Raw genomic sequence first — 22,086 nt, 5'->3', positions numbered from 1 at the left:
AAGCTTTGAATGAACCAAAACCAATAAGGGAACAGACATGAGCAAAGCACTCTCAATCACAGCAGCCGCCCTTCTCGCAGGGCTTTCCTTCACCGCTCTGAACTCGGCGCAGGCCGCGACCATCACGATCGGCACCGACGTCGATGCCGGTACTCTCGATCCGCGGCTCGCGCGGGACACGACCGCCTATCGCGTTGCCGACCTCATCTATTCCGGCCTGGTTCACCTCACGCCCAGCCTCGAATCCAAGCCCGATCTCGCCGAAAGCTGGGAAAACCCGAACCCTACCACCTGGGTCTTCAAGCTTCGGCCCAACCTGAAATTCTCCGACGGAAGCCCGCTGACGTCGGCCGACGTGGTCTTTACCTTCAGCACCATTCTCAACAAGGATTTCAATGCGCCGCAGCGGGCGCTCTACACACCAATCTCGGCCGTGGAAGCGATCGACGCGCAGACGGTGAAGTTCACGCTTTCGGCTCCCTATGCGCCGCTGCTCAGCTATCTCGACATCGGCATCGTTTCAAAGGCGCTGGTCGAAGGCGGCACGGACATTGCATTAAAGCCGGTCGGCGCAGGCCCGATGAAATTCGCCTCCTGGACGCGCGGCAGCGCCATCCAGCTCGAGCCCAATCCGAACTATTGGGGCGAGAAGCCGAAGGCCGACAAGGTCAATATCAAGATCATCGGTGACGGCTCAGCCCGCGCCCAGGCCTTCGAAGCCGGCGACCTCGACATTATCCAATCGCCGCTCGCGCCGCAGGACATCAAGCGCCTACAGGCGGACAAACGGTTCGGCGCCGTGGTTCAACCCGGCCTCGGCGTAACCTACATCAACTTCAACACCAAGGACCCGCTGCTTTCGAGCCCGAAGATGCGTCAGGCCTTCTCGATGCTGATCGACCAGAAGACCATCGTCAACGACATCTTCCAAGGCGTCGATGCGGTCGCCTCCTCGATCATCCTGCCCTCCTCCTGGGCCTATTCGAAAGATATCAGGCAGCCGGGCTTCGATATCGAGGGCGCCAAGAAACTGTTCAAGGAAGAAGGCTGGGCCGATACCAATGGCGACGGCATCCTCGACAAGGGCGGCAAGCCGCTGACGATTGTTTTGTCCACGCATAGCGAAGACAGCAACCGCGTCCAGACGATCGAATTCATGCAGGCAAACTTCCAGGCCGCCGGCGTCGAGGCCAAGACGCAGATCAGCGACTGGCCGTCCTTCTCCACCAATTACGTACAGAAGAGCCAGCACCAGATCGCTTTACTTGGCTGGCTGAACATCGTCGATCCGGATCGCCTCCTGTTCGCACAGTTGACCACCGGCGGCTCGACCAACTGGGGTGGCTATTCCAACCCGGCGGTTGACGATCTGCTAAAGCAGGGTCGTTCAGCGACCAGCCAGGCGGATCGCACCGCAGCATACCAGAAGGCTGCAACGCTGCTGGCGAGCGAACTGCCCTACTACATCGTCTCCTACCAGGGCTACCAGCTCTTCTATTCCAAGAAGCTGCCCTTCGAGGTGCTGGCGACCTCGCGTGGAAACATGCGCGGCCTGATCGGTCTCAAGGACTGAGACAGCTCGCGCGGGCCGGCTCATCCGGCCCGCGCCTGACGACCCAATTGCAGCTCCAGGATAGATCGATGGCTTTCTCACAGCGTCTCGGCGCGGACTTCTACGCGAAAATTCAGGCCGAAATCCGCGAACGGATGGACGCGGCCGGCATCGATTTGCTGCTTCTCGATTCCAACGACGACGTCATCTACACGACCGGTTTTTCGCATTATACGACGGAGCGGCCGGTGGTCGTGGCGATCACGGCGACGGATGCTTTCCTGCTGCTTCCGGAACTGGAGCGTACCCATGCGGCACACCAGCACATAGCCGCAGAGGCGATCGTCTATTTCGAGTTTCCCGGCATCAATCCATGGAATGAAGTGCTCGGCCGCAAGTTTGCTGACTTCAAGGGAACGGTCGCCTACGGCCATGCGATCTCGCTTGCCCGAATAAAGCCGATCGAGGGCGCCTTTCCGAATGCGGAACGGGTGATCGCGAGCAACATCGTCCAGCAGATGCGGCTTCGCAAACATCCGGAAGAGATCGCACTGCATCGCGAGGCCGCCAGGCTTTCCGACCGCATGGTCGAGGCCGGCGTCGAGATGATCCGCGATGCGATGCGCAAGGGCGGCCCGTTGCCGAGCGAAGTCGAGATCGAATCCTACGTTTCCCGTCACGCCGTGCGCACCATGCACGAGGAGCATGAGGACGTGATGCTCGTTCAGGGGCTTGCGAGCGGGCTCGTCTATTCCGGGCCGAGATCCGCCTTCCCGCATGGCATGCCGACCGGCAATCCGGTGAAGATCGGCGAAAGCATCATCCTGTCGTTGGGCTGCCGGGTCGGTGCCCGCGCTTCGGAAAGCGAGCGCACCTTCTTCATCGGCGAGCCGTCCAAGGTGCAGGAGCAGCATTATGCCGTCGCCTACGAGGCGCAGCGAATGGCAACCGCGGCGCTGATCGCCGGGCATACCTGCGCTTCTGCCGACAATCTGGTGCTTGCCTATATCCGCGACAGCGGCATGGGCGAATATCTGCTGCATCGTGTCGGCCACGGCATGGGCATCATGTTCCATGAAGCGCCGTGGGTGGAAGGCGGCGACCAGACCATTCTGGAGCCCGGCATGATCACCTCCAGCGAACCGGCGATCTTCGTGCCGGGCTTTGCCGGCTATCGCATCGCAGACACCGTGCTGATCGCCGCCGAAGCGCCCGACAGTATGACGGTCTATCCCCGCAAACTTGACGACATCGTCATCTCCTGAGGTCGGAAAGATGGGTTTCAGCCAGCGTCTCGCATCAGATTTCTTTGAACGGCTGCATCGCGACATCCGTGCCCGCATGGAGGAAAAGGGCGTGGGCCTCCTGATCCTCGATGCTGCCGACGACGTGCTCTATACGACCGGCTTTTCATTCCGACCGAACGAACGGCCGGTGGCGCTCGCTTTGACCGCAACGGCTGCGATCCTGCTGATCCCCGAACTGGAGCGCGAACACGCCGAGCGTCAGGACATGGCGGCCGAAACTCTCGTCTATTTCGAATTTCCGGGCGTGGACCGGGCCTTTTCGCTGCTCGCGCGTTCGATCGGCGAAATCACAGGCGATATCGCCCATTCCTCCGGGCTTTCGGTGGGACGGGCGGCGGAACTCGCCGGACTCTTTCCGAACAACCGCGTTATGCCGACGGATATCGTCGCCAGGATGCGGCAGGTCAAATATCCCGAGGAATTGCGGCTGCATCGCGAGGCGGCACGCATTTCCGACGCCATGGTTCAATCGGGTGTCGATCTCGTCACCGAAGCCTTTCGGGCCGGCAAGCCACTGCCGAGTGAGATTGCCCTCGAAGCCCATGTGGTGCGGCATGCGCTCGACATCATGGAAAACGAGCACGAGGACATCATGAATGTCCCGACGCTGGCGGGCGGACTGGTTTATGGCGGACCGAACTCTGCCTATCCGCACGGCATCATTTCCCATCGACGCATCCAGCCGGGCGAGAGCTTTATTCTTTCTCTCGGCTGCCGTGTGGGCGGCCGCTCGGCCGAAAGCGAGCGCACCTTCGTGCTCGGCGAACCGAGCAAGGAACACAGGAAATATTACGCCATCGCCCAGGAAGCGCAGCGGCTCGGCACGACAGGCCTCGTCGCCGGCCGTACCTGCGCGTCAGCGGATATCAGCGCCCTCACTTATATCCGCGAACAGGGCATGACGCCCTATCTCAAGCACCGCGTCGGCCACGGCATGGGCGTTGCTTTTCATGAACCACCCTGGATCGAAGCCGGTGACCAGACTATTCTCCAGGAAGGGATGATCTGTTCGAGCGAGCCTGCGCTCTACGTGCCGGAGGTTGGCGGTTTTCGCCTTGCCGATACGGTTCTCGTCACCGGGCAAGGTCCGGATTCACTCACGAAATTCCCGCGCCGCTTCGAGGAGATCGTGCTGTCATGACCTTCGCTCCGGCACAGCCAAGGGGAGCCGCCCCATGTTAGCCTATATCGTCCGCCGTCTGCTGCTGCTGATCCCGATGGCGGCCGGCATGGTCATCGTCACCTTCGGCCTGCTATTGCTGATCCCCGGCGACCCCGCCTCGGTGCTGCTGGGCCAGGAGGCCTCGGCGGAGGCGATCAACAACCTGCGCAACGCGCTCGGCCTCAACGATCCCTGGTATGTCCGCCTCGGCTCCTATTTCGCCCGCCTGCTGCAGGGCGACATGGGCCGCTCGATCTTCCAGAATCAGGCGGTGTCGGAAATCGTCGCCGGCCGGCTCGGTGCAACTATCGAGCTGGCCGTCCTGGCGCTGATCCTTGCCTGTCTTGTCGGCATCTCGCTCGGGGTGCTGGCTGCCACGCGACAGGGTTCGATCGTCGATACCGTATCGATGATTTTCGCCCAGCTTGGCGTTTCGATGCCGGTCTACTGGCTCGGCCTGCTGCTGATGCTGCTCTTTGCCGTGACCCTCGGCTGGCTTCCGGCCATCGGCCGCGGTGCGCCCTTCCCCGAAGCGCTCTGGGCGGCGCTGACCGGCCGGCCGCAGGTCCTCATCGACAGTTTCGCGCATATCCTCTTGCCGGCAGTGGCACTTGCCGCCAACTCCGCGGCGATCATCTCACGGCTCGTGCGCACGGCAATGCTCGAAGTGCTGCGTGAGGACTTTGTCCGCACCGCCTATGCCAAGGGCCTCCGCCGCCAGCGCGTCATCCTTCGCCATGCGTTCCGCAACGCGCTCCTCCCGGTGCTGAGCGTCGTCGGCCTGCGCTTCGGCGCCCTGCTCGGCGGCGCGGTGCTGACCGAAACTATCTTCGCTTGGCCGGGCCTCGGCCAACTGACCATCACGGCGATCTCGCAGCGCGACCTGCCGCTCATCCAGGGCATCGTGCTCACCTTCGCGATCATCTTCGCGCTGGTGAACCTCGTCGTCGATCTTCTCTATGCGGTCGTCGATCCGCGCATCCGTTTGGGTTGAGGCTGATGAGATTATCCAGGCGTTTCCGCAATATCTCCCTGATCCTCGGCATGTCGATCGTGCTGGCGATCGTCATCTGCGCCGTCTTCGCGCCCTATCTGTCGGCCCATGGCATCGAGCAGATGGACATGCGCAACCGCTTCTCCGGCCCGACGCTCACCCACTGGCTCGGCACCGATAATTTCGGGCGAGATCTCTGGACGAGGCTGATCTACGGCGCACGCGTTTCGCTGACCATCGCCTGCATCTCGGTCACGGCGTCGGCTCTCATCGGCACGACGGTCGGGCTCGCCGCCGGCTATTTCGGCGGCTGGACGGACCTGATCCTGATGCGGATCACCGACATCTTCCTAGGCTTCCCGGCGATCGTGCTCGCACTCGCCATCGTCGCGGTGCTCGGTCCCGGCACCATCAACGTGGCGATCGCCATCATCGTGGTCGCCTGGACGGAATATGCACGGGTGGTTCGCGCAACGACATTGGTCCTGCGCGAGCAGAACTATGTGCAGGCTGCGAAGGCGCTCGGTGCCCATCCGGTCCGCATCCTCGTCAAGGAGATCCTGCCCAATGCGATAGGGCCGATCATCGTGCTCGCCTCGCTCGGCTTCGGCACCGCGATCATCTCGGAATCGGCGCTCAGCTTCCTCGGTTTCGGCCTGCCGCCGCCGGCGCCGACCTGGGGCTGGACGCTCGCCTACGGGACACGCTTCATGCGGGACGAGCCGTGGCTGGCAATCATAGCAGGCGCCACGATCATGGTGACGGTGCTCGGCTTCAACCTGCTCGGTGACGGCCTGCGCGATGTGCTCGACCCCCGCCATCTCTCCCGCTCGGCGGGCAAGAAGAAATAGGCAATTCCTCGGATCAATACGACAAGACGCTGAAAGGAAACATCCATGGTCAAGTCGATCAACAAGCTCCGTCCCAAATTCACCACCCATGCGGACGGTAGTGATGCCGTGATCTTCATGCACGAACTGGTGGGTGAACAGGATGGCCCGACGGTTGGGATTTCCGCCTCGATCCACGGCAACGAAAATACCGGTTCGCAGGCGATCCTGGACCTGTTCCGCATCATCAAGGACATGCCGCTCAAGGGCCGCATCATCCTGCTTCCGGTCGCAAACCCACGCTCCTTTGCGGTGAACCATCGTCACAATCCGCTCGATCAGATGAACCTCAACCGCGAGTTCCCCGGCGATCCTCGCGGCACTTACAGTCAGCAGCTTGCCGATGCGCTGGCGCACGAATTCTTCGCGAAGATCGACTATAATCTCGACCTGCATTCCGGCACGGACCGGCCGACGGTCGACTATGTTTACATCTGGAACGACGAGCCGCTGTCGCGCGCTTTCGGTTCGAAAATCCTCTATCGCCCAACGACGGGTAAGGCCGGCACGGTCTATTCCGGCACCAGCAAGTCCGTCTCGATGGACCGCCACGGCACCAAGGTGGTGACGATCGAGCTCGGCGGCGGCATCGTCGACCAGGCGCCCTATGCGAAGCGCACCGTCGATGGACTGCTGAACCAGCTCCGCCTGATCGGCTCGATCGAAGGCGAATTGGTCCCCAATCCGAAACAGGTCGTGGTCACCGAACTCGTCGGTATCCGCCCGAAACATGGCGGCTGGCTGGAGCCGCTTTCTCCGGCGAATGGCGAGATCATCAGGGGCGGTTCGCTGCTCGGCCGTGTCGTCAGCCCCTACGACTTCGAGACGATCGAGGAAATTCCGACGCCCTTCGAAACCGGCATCATGGTCATGCAGCACTTGACCCGCAACCTCGTCGAGGCGGGCGACTACGGCTTCATGGTCGGCAATATCGAAGGGTCCACCGACTGATCGGATCCCTCCGGCAGATGGAACGAACGGATGCAAGATCGAGCAATGGAAAAGACGATGGAACCGGCGCTTGCCGTCAGCGACCTGAATGTCGAGATCCTCGGGGAGAACGGGGCCTTTCCCGTCGTCTCGGAGATGAGCCTTTCGGTGCGCCCCGGCGAGACGATCTGCATCGTCGGCGAAAGCGGCTGCGGCAAATCGATGACCGCCCTGTCGCTGCTGCGCCTCCTGCCCGACAGCGCCCGCGTCGCCTCCGGCTCGATCAGGATCCATGGCGAGGATTTTCTCGCCATGGATCGGCGCCAGGTCGAGAATTTCCGCGGCGACAAGATCGCCATGATCTTCCAGGAACCGCTCTCGGCGCTGAACCCGGTGCTGACGATCGGCGAACAGATCGCCGAATCCGTTCGCCAGCATCGAAGGCTTGGGCGGCGCGAGGCCTTTGCGCGCGCCGTCAAATGCCTGGAACTGGTCCAGATGCCGGACCCCGAACGCCGCGCCCGGCAATATCCCCATGAACTTTCCGGCGGCATGCGGCAACGCGCGATGATTGCTCTGGCGCTTGCCTGCGAGCCCAAGATCATTATCGCCGACGAGCCGACGACGGCCCTCGACGTCACCGTGCAGGCGCAGATTCTCGGACTGATTTCCGACCTGCAGAAGCGGCTCGGCACCGCGCAGATCCTGATCACCCACGATCTCGGCGTGGTTGCCGAAATCGCCGACCGCGTCATCGTCATGTATGCCGGCCGGCGGGTTGAGGAATGCAGCGTCTACGAACTCTTCGACAACCCGATCCATCCCTATACGATCGGCCTGATGGGCGCCGTACCTCATCGGGACAGAACGGAAGCCGCCCCGGAGCGGCTGACGGATATTCCCGGCACCGTGCCACCGCTCTGGGACCTGCCGAAGGGCTGCGCGTTTGCGCCCCGCTGTCCCGGCGCCTCGGCTCGCTGCCTGGAGGAACGCCCACCCTTCATCGAAAAGAAACCCGGCCATTTCGCCGCCTGCTGGGAGCACGACGATGTCTGATATCCTGGCATACGATACTGCAGCCCCTCTCCTCTCCGTTGAGAACCTCAAGGTGCATTTTGCCATCCGCTCTGGCGTCTTCCAGCGGCAGGTCGGCGAGGTGAAGGCCGTCGACGGCGTTTCCTTCTCGATCGGTTCGGGCGAGACGCTCGGCCTTGTCGGCGAAAGCGGCTGCGGCAAGTCGACCACCGGGCTCGCCCTCATGGGCCTCGTGAAGGCCACGGACGGACACATCGCCATGCAGGGAGCCGAGGACGTCACGCAAATGCGGAGCATCCCGCGATCCTACCGCCGCCGCATGCAGATCATCTTCCAGGACCCTTTCTCCTCGCTCAACCCGCGCCAGCGGGTGCGCGACATCATCCGCGCGCCCCTCGATATCCATGGCATCGGCACGATCGAGCAACGGCGGGCCGAGGTCGCCAAGCTCATGTCGCTGGTGGGTTTGAGGCCCGACCAGGCCGACAATTTCCCGCACCAGTTCTCCGGCGGCCAGCGCCAGAGGATCGGCATTGCCCGGGCGCTGGCCCTCAAGCCCGATATCATCGTCTGTGACGAGCCGGTCTCCGCACTTGACGTGTCCGTACAGGCGCAGATCCTCAACCTGCTCGCCGACCTGCAGAAGGAACTCGGCCTTTCCTACCTGTTCATTTCGCATGATCTCGGCGTGGTCGAACACGTCTCGCATCGGGTCGCCGTCATGTATCTCGGCAAGATCGTCGAGACCGGGTCGAAAGAGGTGATCTTCACGAAACCCCTTCATCCCTATTCGGAACTGCTGCTGCGCTCGGCGCCGGCACATGATCCGCGCAAGCGTCACAAGTTCAGCGCCGTCAGCGACGACATTCCGAGCGCCACGCGAAAACCCTTGGGCTGCGCCTTCCACACCCGTTGCCCCCTCGCGACCGATATCTGCCGGCAAGCCGAACCGCAGCTCGAACGGAAGGCCGACGGCCAGTCCGTTGCCTGCCATCACCGATAGAGGAGTTTCACGATGATCGAGGACCTGATCGGGCTTCTGGCCGAATCTGGCCAGCCAAACTTCTTCTACGATGCGCTGGACGCCGCTCTCGCCAGGCACGTTGGCCACCGCCTGTTGACGCTGCTCTACACGGACGGTGACGAGGTGGCGCGCGTCTATTCGAACATGCCGGACGTCTATCCCGTCTTCGGCCGCAAGCCGATGGGCATGACACCCTGGGGCGAGCTGGTGCTGCGCCGACAGCAGCCCTTTCTCGGACGCGACCGGGAGGCGGTCAGGTGGGCTTTCTTCGATCACGAGCTGATCGCGAGCCTCGGCCTCAACTCGGCGATCAATATTCCGGTCGTCTACAACGGCGAGACGATCGGCACGATCAACCTGCTGCACGAGGAATTCTTCTACGAGGAAAAGCATGTGGAGATCGCCAGACAATTCGCACCGCTGCTGATCCCCGCCTTTCTCGAAGCCCGCCGCGCTGGCACTTCAAAAGCTTGAACAGGATAAAATCCCGTGACCACCATTCTTTTCGAAAACGCCCGTATCGCCGATGGAACGAGCCCGGAGCCGAGCGAGCCGATGTCGGTTTTCGTTGAGGGCGATATGATCCGAGAGGTCTCGCCCTCCATCAACAGTGCCGGCGCGCAGCGGATCAACCTTGCCGGCAAGGTGCTGATGCCGGGCCTGATTGACGCCCATGTGCATGTCATCGCCGGCATGGCGAACCTCGGCCAGAACGCGAAACTTCCGGATCCGATCGTCACCGTGCGCGCCTTCAAGATCATGGGCGACATGCTGATGCGCGGCTTCACCACCGTGCGCGACCTCGGCGGCGCGACCTCCGGACTGCTGGCCGCCACGCAGGAAGCGCCCTGGCCGACACCGCGGCTCAATATCTGCGGCAAGGCGCTGTCGCAATCCGGCGGCCATACGGACTATCGCGGCCCCTATGATGACACGCCGACGCCGAAGACCGGCCATGCGCTCGGCAATCTCGGGCGCATCTGCGACGGGGTGCCGGAAGTCCGCAAGGCCGCCCGCGAAGAATTGAAATCAGCTGCACATTTCATCAAGGTCATGGCTAACGGCGGCATAGCTTCGCCGACCGACCCGATCCACTTCCTCGGCTTCTCGCGGGAAGAGCTGATCGCCGCCGTCGAGGAGGCGGAGAACGCCGGCACCTATGTCGCGGCGCATCTCTATACCGACAAGGCGATCCGCCGGGCGATCGAATGCGGGATCCATTCGCTGGAACACTGCAACCTGATCACATCAGATACCGCGAAATTCGCTGTCGAAAACGGCTGCATCTCGGTGCCGACGCTCGTCACCTACGAGAAGCTCGGCGTCGAGGGCCCGGCACTCGGCCTGCCGCCTGCCTCCGTCGCCAAGGTGGATTCGGTACGGCTCGCCGGCATGGAATCGTTGACGATCATGCGCGAGGCCGGGCTGCCAATGGCCTATGGCACCGACCTTCTGGGCGAAATGCACCGGCACCAGTCCGAGGAATTCGTGATCCGCTCCCGCGTCCTGCCCGCCCATGAGGTGATCGCCTCGGCAACCCACGTCGCGGCAAAGCTGCTCCGGATGGAGGGCAAGATCGGCTGTATCGCCCCCGGCGCCTTCGCCGACCTGATCGTGATCGACGGCAATCCGCTCGACGACATGTCGTTGCTCACCGATCAAGGCGCCCGTATGCCAATCATCATTCGCGGCGGTCATTTCGTAAAGAACCGGAGGTAAGTGGATGAAGCTGGGAGGAGAATTGGCGGCGATAACGGCGGGTCTTGACCTGCTCTATCGCAGCCGCAATCGCAATGCCGGCATTCTGGACGCCGAAGGGCTCATACCCGTCGCTGTCGCCGAGATATCGCCGCAGCGATTTGACAGCTACGACGAAGCGGAAGCCGCGCTTCTGTCCTTTCGCGATCGTCTCGGGCAAGCCGAAACCGCGCTGCGCGGGGATTGGCTCGACGAGATGTCCGACTCGCTGCTCGCCCTGATTGCCACCTTCAGGGGCGATTCCATCAGTTTTGGTGAAAGGCTGGAGCGGCAGATCCGTATCGACGCCCGCGATATACCCGAAGAGATAATCATGGGATATCACAGAGGAATTCGTGAGGTGTTGGACGAACTCGGCTTTCGCGACGGCAGCCTTTTTGAGGATTTTGCGCGCTGGGAGCAGCACGCCCGGATACCATCGGACAAGGTGCTCGACGTGCTTGCGGATTTTCAGCGTCAGGCACGAACGCGCTGCGGCATGCTGGCAACCGCGTTAAGGGCCGATTGGGTGAATGACGAATGGATCAAACCTATCGCCCAGCGGGACGTGCCTTACTCGGCCTATTGCGATTTCCCCGGCAGACGGCTGCTGCTCAATGTCGACTTTCCTTACACTGCTTTTGGACTTAAGCACCTGGCAGTACACGAGGCTTTTCCGGGCCATCTCGTTCACCTGAAACTGCGCGAGAGACGCGTGGCGGAAGGCCTGATGCCGCTTGATGCCGCTCAGGTGGTCACGAGTTCGGCAAGTTCGGCGATTTTCGAAGGCATCGCCGACAATGGCATGCAATTCCTCGATTGGATCGAAACGCCGGAGGATCATCTCGGCCACCTTCTGCAGCGCCTTCGTTCCGCGCTCAGGTGTCGCGCCGCCTGGCAACTGCTTGGCGAGGGGCAATCCTTTGATGAAGTCGTGCCGAATATCGCTGCTGCTTCCCTGCAATCTCCTGATGTTACCCGATCGCGACTCGCCTTCCTTCGTCATGATCTGCGCGCTCCTTTTGTCTACGCATATTGGTGCGGAGAGATGGCGGTTCACTCGGTCTGGTCCCAGATACGTGTTGAAGAAAAAGATGAGTTTTGGAACTATCTCTATAACAACATGCACACGCCGAATACGTTGGCACAACATTGGCTTAGACGGATCTGATAAACACGCATTGGAAGAGTTGAACAGCTATCGCGCGATGACGGTGCTGCCACCGACCTTACCAGTGGCGGAGGTCAGTTTCCGAGCCCGCAGCATGCAATATAGCTGCTAACCGGTATAACCGATTCCAATATGCCGATTCCGCGCAAAGGTTCTTCCCCAGCCCGCAGGCAAGCGGCTGTTGCCGTTCCCAACGATAGCGGATCCCAATGCCAATCAGATAGCTGGTTACGTGCCGCAGGTCTCAGTTCGACGTGCGCGCCAAAAACTCGCGGACCGCGGCGATCACGACCTCATGCGCTTCGGCATGGACCGCGTGGTTTGCGTTCGGCACTTCGAGAAGTTCGCCCTTGGGGATGCTTTCGGCGATCAGCCGCGAATGGTTCGGCGGGCAGATCCAGTCTTCGGCACCACAGACAACCAGCGTCGGAACCGGAATATCCTTCAGCTTGTCGCGCAGGTCGTAAAGTCGTTCCTTGAACAGCGCGTTATGGGTTTCGGCATGCAAATGCATGGTGCGGGTGCGTTCCAGCGCCGCATCCGGATCGAATTTCTCGTAATAGAGCGGCTGCAGCGCCAGCCAGATCAGGCGCAGCTCGGTATCGTCCTTGACCCGGTCGGAGAACATCTTGTCGAGCATGTCGAGGGAGGCGCTGGTTGCCTTGTGAATGCGCTGCTTGAACACCACCATGGCATCGTCTTCGTGGTGATAGCTCGCGGCGGTCCCACGCAGGATCAGCCGCGACAGGTTCTGGCCGTATTTCACGGCATAGGTGAGCGCGATCATGCCGCCGAACGAGCCGCCCTCGAGAATGATCTTGCGGCCGCCGCACACGTTCATGCGAAAGGCTTCGACGTCATCGGCCAACTGCTCGAACGTGTAGGGAGGCGTCAGGCTCGTCTCCCCGCAACCGCGCTGATCATAGGCGATGACACGGTATTTGTCCGACAGGACCTTGTAGGCGTTGAACTCCCCGTGGCGGTCGCCGATGCCGCGCCCGCCATGCAGCGCAATGATAGGCTCGGCGTCGGGATTGCCGATGTCGTCGTAGACAAAGGTGGCGTTGTTGAGTGTCACTGTCGGCATGGGACTATCCTATCCTGCTGATATGGCGTCTGAGTAGGTGCTTCTGTCGGATCGCCATCGTCCGGCTGGTGCTGGATCCGACAACTGTCATGGGCCAACGGGAGACCATCCCGCCTCGTGTGAAGCGGGATGGCGACATTTGGCGTCCTGGGCCTCAGTTGGCCGCAGGCTTCATGTCGAAAGCGCGGACCCAGTCGTCGCCCCGAGCGGCCCAGGTGATACGCTTGGACAGGCCGTAGGTGGCGGGCTGGGTATAGAGGAAGAGCGCCGGCGCCTCGTCGCACATCACCTCGGTCGCCTTCTTGTAGGCCGCCTGGCGCTTCGCCACATCCATGGTCGAGCGGCCGTCCGCCAAGGCTTTTCCGAAATCGGCATTCTCCCAATAGGCATACATGTTGCCTGGCGCGAACAGGGTCAGAAGACCATCGGCATCGATCGTCGGCCAGGCCTGGCTGAGCAGGCTCATGCGACCGAGGTCCTTGGTCTTCAGATACTTGTCCATATAGGCGCTGAACTGCATCTCGACGATCTTGGTCTTGACGCCGATCTCTTCCAGCTGGCTGGCGACCGCCTGGACGACTTCCTCGCCGTTCAGATAGATGCCGGTCGGCACTTCGATTTCGATCGGCTCGGCCGGCGCACCGCCTGCCTTCTTCAAAAGTTCGGCCGCCTTTTCCGGATCATAGGCGTAGGGCTTCAGATCGGCGTTGAAGCCGAAATAGCTCTTCGATGTCACCTGGCACTTGGCGATCTCGGCCTGGTCGTTGAAGATCGCCTTGACGATGCCTTCCTTGTCGACGGCGTAGTTCAGCGCCTGGCGAAGCAGTTTGTTGTCGAGCGGCGGCTTCAGCGTGTTGAACTTGATGAACGCGGTGCGGGTGCTCGGCACCGCGCCGGCCTGGGCGCTGCCGCTCGTCTTGATCCGGGTAATTTCCGTGGTCGGGATCGAGTTGATGAAATCGACCTCGCCCGCAAGCAGCGCGGCGACACGGCTGGCGGCATCCGGAATGATGCGGACAACGACCTTGCTGAAATCCGGCTTCGCACCCCAGTATTGCGGATTGGCGTCGAGCGTGATGCTCTCGCCGGGCTTGACGGAGGAGATGACATAGGCGCCGCCCGACGCGGTCTCGGTAGCCGGCTTATGATTGGCGGCCCATTTCGGCGGCAGCAGGAAGAACATGGACAGCTGGCCGATCATCGCCGGATAGGGCGAGCTCGTCTTGATCTCGATTTCGGTCGGGCTGATGACCTTGACGTCGGAGATCAGCGTGAACCACGCCTTGATGCGGGCATTGACGGCCGGGTCGCGCACACGGTCAAAATTCCATTTGACCACTTCGGCATCGATCTTCTCGCCATCGTTGAATGTGGCGTCCGACCGCAGCTTGATGCGCCAGGTCAGATCGTCGACGCTCGTCCATTCGGTTGCAAGAGCCGGAGCAATCTTCATGTCGGGGCTGCGCAGAACCAGCGACGGATAGATGTGGCTGAGCAGGCTGAGGTCGGTACCGACGGATGCCGTCATATGCGGATCGAACGTGTTGATCGTGTTGGTGATCGCGATGGTCAGCGTCTTGTCCTGTGCAAGAGCCGATGTCGATATCGTGGCGCCGAGCGAAAGTGCGGCGATTGCCGCGGCGATTGATTTTCTGGTCACGTCCATTCCCTTCTGATTAATTCCCGTTGGTTTTTCATGGGTTTACACTGCGTTCTCAAGAGACGCTTTTCCTCTATTTTACGTCCTTGAGTATAAGCGGATCGAATTTGCAAGGATCGCAGAACGTTTCGATCGTTCGCCTGTTGGGAGCGACGATTGGCTTGTCCGGGGAGTTGGCGGTCATGCTGTTTTCCTCCCTTCCGTTCATTTGGCTTCGACAGGTACGGAATGACCAAGCGTGTGCATCAGCCGGTTCGCCCAGCCGAAAATGGCGGCGGAGTGGATGAGGTCGACGATCTCGGCCTTCGACATGCCATGATCGCGAAGGGCCTGTACCTGCTCCTTGGTGGCCTGCGATGGCGTCTCGGACAGCGCCTTGCAGAAATCGACGATCGCCTGGGTCTTGGCATCGAACGGACCTTCGAGGCCTCGCACATAGATCTCCTCGACGATATCCTCGCGGCCCGACAGTTCGACATAACGGCGGGCATGGACCGAGGCGCAGTAGACGCAGCGATTGACGGCGGAGGCGACGAGCGCGCCGAGTTCGCGCTCGGCCCGGTCGAGGCCGCCCTTGGCATACATGATGGCGTTGAACAGTTTCGTGCGGGCCACGTAGGATTCCGGATCATGCGCGAGCGTGCGCACATAGGGGGAAACCCTGGTATTGGACGGGGTCACCTGCATCGCAGCCAGCTGTTCTTCGCTCGCCGTGGCAACGTCGACCGGCTCGATATAGGGCGACCAGGAGAGCGCCTTGACCTTGAAACGCGCCGTGCTCATTCGACCTCCTCCAGCAGGCTGAGGCCGGCAAGGACGCGTGCCTCGTAGTTGACGAAGGCAATCAGCTCGGACAGCGCGATGATCTGCGGATTGGTGAAGCCCGCCTTTTCGAGGCGCTCGATATCCGCCCTGCTGCTGTTGCGCGGCGTCCGGGTGACGAGGTCGGCGTGGCGGATAATGGCACTGGTAAAGGCATCGGCGGCCGCCGCGGTTTCAGCACCCGAGGCGATCGAGGCCAGGTCCGCATCGCTGCCGGCTTCGTCCAGCATCAGATCGTAGACCGCTGCCAGGTCCTCGCGTCCGATGGAGCGGGCCATGCGGGAGGCGAGCGCGGCGCGCAGTGCATGGCTGAGGCCAAAGCCATGATTTGGACTGAGCACCGTTTCGCGGCAGAGCTCGGTGCCCTCCACGAATTCCGGTCGTTCGCGGCGGATCGCGTAGAGCTCGGAGCCCGGTTTCAAGCCGGATAGGATGTCGATCTGGTCCAAGTCACTCATTCCCATCATAGGTTCCACCTGCGGATCCGGGCCATGGACGGATCGAGATCAGGCATGAATTGGGGGCGGTCGCCTGCGACAGATGCGAGGCGGGTGTAATCGCTGTCAGCGTATTCGGGTTGCCGCCATGGTCGACGCCCTGCGCATCGGGGCGGAACCAGCCGCCGGTCGCAAGCACGGCGACGCCGGGCATCAGGCCACCGTCGATCGTCAGCGCCGCGATCGTTCGGCCGCGGTCGTTGTAAAGCTCGCAAAGGTCGTCCTGTTTCAGGGTAAGACGCCTGGCGTCGATCTCGCTCAGCGTGAACCGCTCGTAGCCGTCAAGCTTGGCCGCCTGGCTCGCGGGACCGTATTCGAGCTGGCCATGCAGGCGGTGGGCGGGTTGCGGAGACAGGAGATGGAACGGATGTTTCGCCGAAAGCGGTGCGCCAAGCCACTCCTCCGGCGCCAGCCAGACGGGATGGCCGGCGATGTCGGAATAACCGAAGCCGCGGACAGCGCTCGACCCGATTTCGATCCTCCCGCTCGCTGTTTTCAGCGGGGCCGCATTCGGGTCTCTTACGAAATCGCGAAAATGGTTCGCGGGCGACGGCGCAAGCTCGCCTTCGTCGAGCGCGGCATAACCCCGGACGCGAAACGCCTGGAAATCCGGCAGTTCCGGATAACGCTCCCGATAACCTTCGTAGATCCGGGCAAGCCAGTCGTCGGTCGTCAGCCCCTCGTCGAACTGCTGGCGGCAACCGAGTTCTTCGGCGATCAGGCAATAGGCTTCGTGATCGGTCAAGACACCGGCCGGCGGATCCATCACACGGCGGCTGTAGACCAGCCAGTTCTCGCGCGACGCCGCCGCGACATCGTCGCGCTCGAAGGGAAACGCCGACGGAAGCACGATGTCCGCCATCTTGGCGGTGGCAGTCCACATGTTCTCGGTGACGATCACGGTCTCGGGGCGCCGGAAAGCCTCGGCCAACCGGTTGAGATCCTGATGATGGTGGAAGGGATTGCCGCCGGCCCACCAGACGAGCCGGATATCGGGCAGTTCGAGAACCTGTCCGTCGTAGTCGATCCGCCCGCCCGGATTTTCGAGCAGATCGGTGATCCGCGCCACCGGAATGAAGCTGCGGACCGGGTTGGAGCCTTGTTCGAATGCCGGCCCTTTCAGGCGCCGCACCGGCTGGCCGACGGAGTTGACGGCTGTCAGCCCGAAGGAGAAACCGCAGCCGCGCTTGCCGACATGACCCGCCATCGAGGCGAGAGCGATCGCCGCCCAGAACGGCTGTTCGCCACGCCGCGCCCGTTGCAGCGACCATGCGACGTTAACCAGGCTCGGCACGTCATGCAGGTCTTCGGCGATCTCGACGATGGTTTTCGCCGGCACGCCGGAAATGGCCGAGGCCCATTCGGCATCCTTGGCGATGCCGTCTGCCTCGCCGACCAGATAGCTCTCGAAATCGCAATAGCCGGTCGTACAGCGTCTCAGGAAATCGCAGTCGAACAGGCCCTGGCTCAGCAGCGTATGGCACATGCCCAGCATGACCGCGGCATCCGTATTGGGGCGGAGCGGTACATGCCGGACGCTCGGACCGGAGGGCGCATCGCTCGAAGCGGGGCTGAACACGACGATGCGCGTACCCTTGTCCTGGCAGCGCCGCAGCCATTCGACGGCGCGGTGGCTGCCGGTCCCTCCCGACTCGACCTGCGCATTGCTCAGCCGGAAGCCGCCGAACCCGACCAGCAGCTGACAGCCTTCGGAAATGTCGTTCCAGGACGGCGAGGTATCGCAGGCGTCCTTGTAGTCCGGTCCGAGGATATGCGGGAGAAGGACGGCCGCAGCACCATAGGAATAGCTGTTGACGGAAGAGGTGAAGCCGCCGGCGAGATTGAGCAGGCGCTTGAGCTGGCTTTGCGCATGGTGGAAACGGCCGGCGCTGGCCCAGCCGTAGGAGCCGGCGAAAATCGCCTGGTTGCCGTGAAGTTCGCGCACGCGCCGAAGCTCGCCGGCGATCAGGCCTGCAGCCTTGTCCCAGCTTATCTCGACGAAATCCTCGCGGCCGCGCGAAACGCCGGTGGCGGCAAGAGGCCCCTTCTCCAGCCAGGACTTGCGGACCATCGGGGCGCGAATGCGTTCCGGATGGTCGGCCAGATCCAGGTAACCGAGACCCATTTCCGAAGGGTCCGGATCGTGACGGAACGGCAGGAGCTTGCGCTTCCCGTTCGCATCCGTGCCGACTTCGTAAGTGCCGAAATGGGTTGCGAACAGATGCGTCATTTTCTCAAACCTCCAGTACGAAATGACGGTTGCCGACGGGCCGCAGAACGGCTTCCTCCCGCGGCAGGTTGGCGCCGACGTCGAAGACGAGCGGGCGGCGGTTCCGTTCGATATCCGGGTCGGGAACCGGGATCGCCGAAAGCAGCGCTTTCGTATAGGCATGCTGCGGGTTTTCAAAAATCGCGTCGCAGGGGCCGATTTCGACGATGCGCCCGCGCAGCATGACGGCCACCCGGTGGCAGAGATAACGGATCATCGACAGATCGTGGGCGATGAACAGGTAGGTCAGTCCCAGCTCGTCCTGCAGATCCTGGAACAGGTTGACGATCTGCGCCTGGATCGACACGTCGAGTGCGGTGATCGGCTCGTCGGCCACGATGAAGGCAGGATTGAGCGCGATCGCTCGCGCGATATTGACGCGTTGGCGCTGGCCGCCGGAAAACTCGTGCGGATAACGCTTCATGAAGGACGGATCGAGGCCGACTTTGGTAAACAGCGAGGCGACCCGATCCTCACGCTCGCGGCGCGAGCCGCCCAGTTTATGAACCTCCAGCGGTTCGCCGACAAATTCGCCCACCGTCATGCGCGGATTGAGCGAGGCATAGGGATCCTGGAAGATGACCTGCATGTCGCGCCGGTAAGGCTTCAACATCGCCTTGCTCAGGCCGGTGATATTCTCGCCCTTGTAGAGGATGTCGCCGCCGGTCGGCGCCTCGAGCTGCAGCAGCACACGGCCGGTCGTGCTCTTGCCCGAGCCGGATTCGCCGACAAGGCCGAGCGTCTCGCCGGGAGCGATGTCGAAGCTGACATTGTTGACGGCCTTCAGGGCCGGCGTCGAACCGCCGAACAAACGCTTCTCGCCGCCATAGGTCTTGCAGAGGTTCTGGACCGAAACCAGCGGCGTCATGTTGCTCTCGCTCATGGCTGCACCTGCGTGGCGGCAAGCTCGGCACGAAGATCGTACCAGGCGGCCGCCTTGTGGCCGGCAACGCTGCCCTCGACTTCGCCGAGCGGCGGCATCTCGATGCGGCAACGCTCGGTCGCGAAGGGATTGCGCGGCGCGAAAGGATCGCCGATCGGCTCTTTGGTCAGGTCCGGCGGATTGCCGGGGATCTGGTAAAGCCGGGTCACGCCTCGACGGCCGCCATGCGGCAGAGACTTCAGAAGGCCCCAGGTATAGGCGTTGCGGGGATCGTGGAACACGGCGCGGACCGGGCCGCGTTCCATGATCCGGCCGCCATACATGACCTGAACCGTATCGGCGAGGCCGGCGACGACGCCCATGTCATGGGTGATCCAGATGACGGTGGTGCCGATCTTTTTCTTGAGATCACGCACCAGATCGAGGATCTGCGCCTGGACGGTGACGTCGAGCGCCGTGGTCGCCTCGTCGGCGATCAGCAGCTTCGGATTGCACGAAATGCCGATCGCGATCATCACGCGCTGGCGCATGCCGCCGGAAAACTCGTGCGGATATTGTTTGGCGCGGCGGGCGGCATCGGGGATGCCGACAAGTTCGAGAAGTTCGACGACGCGGGTCCGCGCCTGGCTTGCCGACATGCCGAAATGCCGCCGCAGCGGCTCGGCGATCTGCCGCTCGATGGTCAGGACCGGATTGAGCGAGGTCATCGGATCCTGGAAGACGAAGCCGATTTCCTTGCCGCGCACTTCGAACAGGTCGCGTTGCGACAGCGCCAGCAGGTCGCGACCGTTGAACAGGACTTCGCCGCGGACGATGCGGCCGGGCGGCGTCGCGATCAACCCGACCATCGACAAGGCATGGACGCTCTTGCCCGAGCCGGATTCGCCGACGATGCCGAGCGTCTCGCCCTCTTCCAGGCTGTAGGACACGTCGTTGACGGCATGCACGATGCCGGCCGGCGTGTCGAACGCGACGGTGAGATTGCGGACCTCGAGCAAGGGTGCCATCGGACGCTCAGACCTCCAGATAGCCGCCGGCCGAGCGGGTCAGATACTCGCGGCCGGTCTCGGTGACGAGAACGGTATCGGAGATCTGCGTCGCGCAGACGCCGGGAACGCGGATATTGGGCTCGAAGGTGAAGATCATGCCCGGTTCGAGCACAAGCGAAGACGACGCGTCGAGCGAGGAATGTTCGTGTGCGCCAAGCCCGATCCCGTGGCCGATGCGGCCCGGAATGTTGGCACCATAACCACGCGCCTTCAGGCCCTCGCGGGTCTTTTCGAACAGGTCCTTGTAGGGCGTGCCGGGCCTGATCAGGGCATCGACCTCTTCGCGGATTTCGAGAATGGCGTCGAGCGCCCGCTTGTTGACCTCCGGGAGCGGGCCCATCGCGATGGTGCGCTCGTTTTCGGCGTGGATGCCGTTGGCGATCGTCCAGATCAACACCGAGACAGCCTCGCCGCGCTGAGGCTTGCGCTGGGTGGGGTTGTCGCAATTGTAGAACATGCGCGGCCCCGAGAGCACCCAGGTCGCCATGCCGTTCTGGACCCCGCCTTCCAGCGAGCCGAAGTCGCAGACCTCGACATCGGGATATTCGGCGGTCCACAGCGTGTTCATCGCATGCATGGAGGCGATGGCGACCTCCCGCTCGTTGCCGCCGGCGGCAAGGGTTGCGATCGCCGTATCCATGCCAAGATCGGCCGCCCGCGCGGCGATGCGGGCATTGGCGATCTCGTCCGGGTCCTTGATCAGGCGGCAATGGTCGATCAGATGGCTGACATCGGCGAATGCCGCGTCCGGCAGCGCCTTGCGCAACTGGCCGGCCCGCTGGATCGAAATGAATTCCTCCTCGATGCCGACGGTCTTGCCGGCCACGCCGAGATCGGCAAGGATCGAGGCCAGCGCATCCTGCCAGTTCGGCCCCATGGTGACCTTGGTCGACCAGGACCCGTAGAGGCGGATATCCGGCACCCAGGCGCTGGCGCGGCCGTGATCGTCGCGCAGCGCATGCACGAGCATGATCGGGTCATGGTCCGGGGTCAGGATGGCGATCACCGGGTGGGAATAGATGATCGGGTTGAAGCCGGTGAAATAGAAGCTGTTTTCCGGTTTGAAGGAGACGATGACATCGACGCCCTGCCTGGCCATCCCGGCCTTCAGGCGTCCGACGCGGGGCGGTAACGTGGAACGGGAAAGCTGGTTCATCGCATGGTCCTCAATTTCGGATCGAAATGATCGCGCAGCCAGTCACCCAGAAGGTTGACGCTGAGCACGGTCAGGAGAATGGCAATGCCGGGGAAGGTGACGATCCACCAGGCAGTCGAGATGTAGACGCGGCCATCGGCCAGCATGCGACCCCAACTCGGATTGGGCGGCTGGACGCCAAGCCCGAGAAACGAGAGCGCCGCGTCCATGATGATGATGCGGGCGAGTTCCAGCGTCGCGATCACCAGCGCCGGGGTCATGACGTTCGGCAGCAGGTGCTTGAGCATGATGCGCCAGGTCCCCGCACCGATCGCATGGGCCGACAGGATGAACTCGCGCTCGCGAAGGGCAAGCACCTGGCCACGGATGATGCGGGCGTAGCGGAGCCAGCTCGTCAAGGCGAGCACGATGACGAGGTTGCGGGTCGAGGGTCCGAGCGCCGCAACCACCAGAAGGGCCAGAAGCATCAGCGGCAAGGCGAGCTGGATATCGACGATGCGCATCAGGACGCGATCGACCATGCCGCGGTAGTAACCGGCGACAATGCCAAGCAGCGTGCCGACGATGCCGCCCAGGATGACGGCCGCGGCCGCAATCGCCAGCGTGATCCGGCTGCCGTGGACGATGCGGGACAGGATATCGCGGCCGAGTTCATCGGTGCCGAGCGGATGGGCGCCGGGCGAAAACAACCCCGTCCAGGTGGGAGCTGCCATGCGGGCAAGCAGGTTGGATCGCGTCGGCACCGGCAGGCCGAGATAGGGCGCGAGAATTGCGGCCAGCACGAAGACCGACACCAGCAGGAAACCGAACAGTCCGGCGCGGCTTTTCAGAAGGGCGAGGAAGAACGCTTTCATGACCGCA

The 22,086-nt window shown here is 62.5% G+C and carries 20 protein-coding genes; 11 read left to right on the top strand and 9 right to left on the bottom strand.

Features of this window, described 5'->3' with window-relative positions:
- The first annotated feature begins 37 nt into the window (after positions 1-37).
- The 11 genes from RG540_RS25815 (at position 38) to RG540_RS25765 (ending at position 11,802) form a co-directional block, all read left to right on the top strand.
- Positions 38-1,573: an ABC transporter substrate-binding protein gene (locus RG540_RS25815; protein WP_041364771.1), complete on the top strand. Its 1,536-nt coding sequence runs from the start codon at positions 38-40 to the stop codon at positions 1,571-1,573.
- A 68-nt stretch (positions 1,574-1,641) separates the two neighbouring features.
- A complete protein-coding gene (locus RG540_RS25810) occupies positions 1,642-2,817 on the top strand; it encodes a M24 family metallopeptidase (RefSeq protein WP_041364770.1) in 1,176 nt (391 codons plus the stop codon).
- A 10-nt stretch (positions 2,818-2,827) separates the two neighbouring features.
- Positions 2,828-4,000 carry a M24 family metallopeptidase gene (locus RG540_RS25805; RefSeq protein WP_041364768.1) on the top strand — a complete coding sequence of 391 codons (1,173 nt, stop codon included), beginning with the start codon at positions 2,828-2,830 and terminating at the stop codon, positions 3,998-4,000.
- Positions 4,001-4,034: 34 nt separating this feature from the next.
- A complete protein-coding gene (locus RG540_RS25800; protein ID WP_041364767.1) occupies positions 4,035-5,015 on the top strand; it encodes an ABC transporter permease in 981 nt (326 codons plus the stop codon).
- A 5-nt stretch (positions 5,016-5,020) separates the two neighbouring features.
- Positions 5,021-5,866, top strand: coding sequence for an ABC transporter permease (locus RG540_RS25795; protein ID WP_041364765.1), 846 nt, complete (start codon positions 5,021-5,023; stop codon positions 5,864-5,866).
- Between the two features lie 45 nt (positions 5,867-5,911).
- A complete protein-coding gene (locus RG540_RS25790; RefSeq protein WP_041364764.1) occupies positions 5,912-6,856 on the top strand; it encodes a succinylglutamate desuccinylase/aspartoacylase family protein in 945 nt (314 codons plus the stop codon).
- Between the two features lie 45 nt (positions 6,857-6,901).
- Positions 6,902-7,891: an ABC transporter ATP-binding protein gene (locus RG540_RS25785; RefSeq protein WP_041364762.1), complete on the top strand. Its 990-nt coding sequence runs from the start codon at positions 6,902-6,904 to the stop codon at positions 7,889-7,891.
- A complete protein-coding gene (locus RG540_RS25780; RefSeq protein WP_041364761.1) occupies positions 7,884-8,873 on the top strand; it encodes an ABC transporter ATP-binding protein in 990 nt (329 codons plus the stop codon). Before RG540_RS25785 ends, RG540_RS25780 begins: the two co-directional genes overlap by 8 nt.
- A gap of 12 nt (positions 8,874-8,885) precedes the next feature.
- A complete protein-coding gene (locus RG540_RS25775; RefSeq protein ID WP_041364759.1) occupies positions 8,886-9,368 on the top strand; it encodes a GAF domain-containing protein in 483 nt (160 codons plus the stop codon).
- Between the two features lie 15 nt (positions 9,369-9,383).
- Positions 9,384-10,613 (top strand): metal-dependent hydrolase family protein, encoded by a 1,230-nt coding sequence (locus tag RG540_RS25770; protein ID WP_041364757.1) that lies wholly within the window; start codon positions 9,384-9,386, stop codon positions 10,611-10,613.
- A gap of 4 nt (positions 10,614-10,617) precedes the next feature.
- Positions 10,618-11,802 (top strand): hypothetical protein, encoded by a 1,185-nt coding sequence (locus RG540_RS25765; RefSeq protein ID WP_041364755.1) that lies wholly within the window; start codon positions 10,618-10,620, stop codon positions 11,800-11,802.
- Between the two features lie 244 nt (positions 11,803-12,046).
- Here RG540_RS25765 and RG540_RS25760 read toward each other — a convergent pair whose 3' ends face one another.
- The 9 genes from RG540_RS25760 to RG540_RS25720 form a co-directional block, all read right to left on the bottom strand.
- Positions 12,047-12,889, bottom strand: a complete 843-nt coding sequence (locus RG540_RS25760) for an alpha/beta fold hydrolase (RefSeq protein ID WP_041364753.1) — start codon at positions 12,887-12,889, stop codon at positions 12,047-12,049.
- Positions 12,890-13,043: 154 nt separating this feature from the next.
- Positions 13,044-14,555, bottom strand: a complete 1,512-nt coding sequence (locus RG540_RS25755; protein ID WP_041364752.1) for an ABC transporter substrate-binding protein — start codon at positions 14,553-14,555, stop codon at positions 13,044-13,046.
- Positions 14,556-14,753: 198 nt separating this feature from the next.
- Positions 14,754-15,332 (bottom strand): peroxidase-related enzyme, encoded by a 579-nt coding sequence (locus tag RG540_RS25750; protein WP_041364750.1) that lies wholly within the window; start codon positions 15,330-15,332, stop codon positions 14,754-14,756.
- The gene (locus tag RG540_RS25745; RefSeq protein ID WP_041364749.1) at positions 15,329-15,829 is read right to left on the bottom strand and encodes a CMD domain-containing protein; all 501 of its coding nucleotides are present in this window, start codon (positions 15,827-15,829) and stop codon (positions 15,329-15,331) included. The genes RG540_RS25750 and RG540_RS25745 overlap by 4 nt, the downstream gene beginning before the upstream one ends.
- A complete protein-coding gene (locus RG540_RS25740; protein WP_041364748.1) occupies positions 15,822-18,098 on the bottom strand; it encodes a molybdopterin-dependent oxidoreductase in 2,277 nt (758 codons plus the stop codon). Before RG540_RS25740 ends, RG540_RS25745 begins: the two co-directional genes overlap by 8 nt.
- Before the next feature lie 4 nt (positions 18,099-18,102).
- Positions 18,103-19,020 (bottom strand): ABC transporter ATP-binding protein, encoded by a 918-nt coding sequence (locus RG540_RS25735; protein ID WP_041364746.1) that lies wholly within the window; start codon positions 19,018-19,020, stop codon positions 18,103-18,105.
- Positions 19,017-20,027 carry an ABC transporter ATP-binding protein gene (locus RG540_RS25730; protein ID WP_041364744.1) on the bottom strand — a complete coding sequence of 337 codons (1,011 nt, stop codon included), beginning with the start codon at positions 20,025-20,027 and terminating at the stop codon, positions 19,017-19,019. Before RG540_RS25730 ends, RG540_RS25735 begins: the two co-directional genes overlap by 4 nt.
- A gap of 7 nt (positions 20,028-20,034) precedes the next feature.
- Positions 20,035-21,225, bottom strand: coding sequence for a M24 family metallopeptidase (locus RG540_RS25725; protein ID WP_041364742.1), 1,191 nt, complete (start codon positions 21,223-21,225; stop codon positions 20,035-20,037).
- On the bottom strand, positions 21,222-22,079 hold the full coding sequence (locus RG540_RS25720) for an ABC transporter permease (RefSeq protein ID WP_041364741.1): 858 nt from the start codon (positions 22,077-22,079) through the stop codon (positions 21,222-21,224). Before RG540_RS25720 ends, RG540_RS25725 begins: the two co-directional genes overlap by 4 nt.
- Positions 22,080-22,086: the final 7 nt, after the last annotated feature.

The sequence above is a fragment of the Neorhizobium galegae bv. orientalis str. HAMBI 540 genome, assembly GCF_000731315.1.
In the GTDB taxonomy this organism is placed as follows: Bacteria; Pseudomonadota; Alphaproteobacteria; order Rhizobiales; family Rhizobiaceae; genus Neorhizobium; species Neorhizobium galegae.
This window is presented reverse-complemented; position numbering and strand designations above follow the sequence as displayed.

Bases quoted from the DNA above. Each gene is read 5' to 3' on its own strand.
- RG540_RS25815 (WP_041364771.1), top strand. From the start codon at position 38: ATGAGCAAAGCACTCTCAATCACAGCAGCCGCCCTTCTCGCAGGGCTT.
- RG540_RS25810 (WP_041364770.1), top strand. From the start codon at position 1,642: ATGGCTTTCTCACAGCGTCTCGGCGCGGACTTCTACGCGAAAATTCAG.
- RG540_RS25805 (WP_041364768.1), top strand. From the start codon at position 2,828: ATGGGTTTCAGCCAGCGTCTCGCATCAGATTTCTTTGAACGGCTGCAT.
- RG540_RS25800 (WP_041364767.1), top strand. From the start codon at position 4,035: ATGTTAGCCTATATCGTCCGCCGTCTGCTGCTGCTGATCCCGATGGCG.
- RG540_RS25795 (WP_041364765.1), top strand. From the start codon at position 5,021: ATGAGATTATCCAGGCGTTTCCGCAATATCTCCCTGATCCTCGGCATG.
- RG540_RS25790 (WP_041364764.1), top strand. From the start codon at position 5,912: ATGGTCAAGTCGATCAACAAGCTCCGTCCCAAATTCACCACCCATGCG.
- RG540_RS25785 (WP_041364762.1), top strand. From the start codon at position 6,902: ATGGAAAAGACGATGGAACCGGCGCTTGCCGTCAGCGACCTGAATGTC.
- RG540_RS25780 (WP_041364761.1), top strand. From the start codon at position 7,884: ATGTCTGATATCCTGGCATACGATACTGCAGCCCCTCTCCTCTCCGTT.
- RG540_RS25775 (WP_041364759.1), top strand. From the start codon at position 8,886: ATGATCGAGGACCTGATCGGGCTTCTGGCCGAATCTGGCCAGCCAAAC.
- RG540_RS25765 (WP_041364755.1), top strand. From the start codon at position 10,618: ATGAAGCTGGGAGGAGAATTGGCGGCGATAACGGCGGGTCTTGACCTG.
- RG540_RS25760 (WP_041364753.1), bottom strand. From the start codon at position 12,889: ATGCCGACAGTGACACTCAACAACGCCACCTTTGTCTACGACGACATC.
- RG540_RS25755 (WP_041364752.1), bottom strand. From the start codon at position 14,555: ATGGACGTGACCAGAAAATCAATCGCCGCGGCAATCGCCGCACTTTCG.
- RG540_RS25750 (WP_041364750.1), bottom strand. From the start codon at position 15,332: ATGAGCACGGCGCGTTTCAAGGTCAAGGCGCTCTCCTGGTCGCCCTAT.
- RG540_RS25745 (WP_041364749.1), bottom strand. From the start codon at position 15,829: ATGAGTGACTTGGACCAGATCGACATCCTATCCGGCTTGAAACCGGGC.
- RG540_RS25740 (WP_041364748.1), bottom strand. From the start codon at position 18,098: ATGACGCATCTGTTCGCAACCCATTTCGGCACTTACGAAGTCGGCACG.
- RG540_RS25735 (WP_041364746.1), bottom strand. From the start codon at position 19,020: ATGAGCGAGAGCAACATGACGCCGCTGGTTTCGGTCCAGAACCTCTGC.
- RG540_RS25730 (WP_041364744.1), bottom strand. From the start codon at position 20,027: ATGGCACCCTTGCTCGAGGTCCGCAATCTCACCGTCGCGTTCGACACG.
- RG540_RS25725 (WP_041364742.1), bottom strand. From the start codon at position 21,225: ATGAACCAGCTTTCCCGTTCCACGTTACCGCCCCGCGTCGGACGCCTG.
- RG540_RS25720 (WP_041364741.1), bottom strand. From the start codon at position 22,079: ATGAAAGCGTTCTTCCTCGCCCTTCTGAAAAGCCGCGCCGGACTGTTC.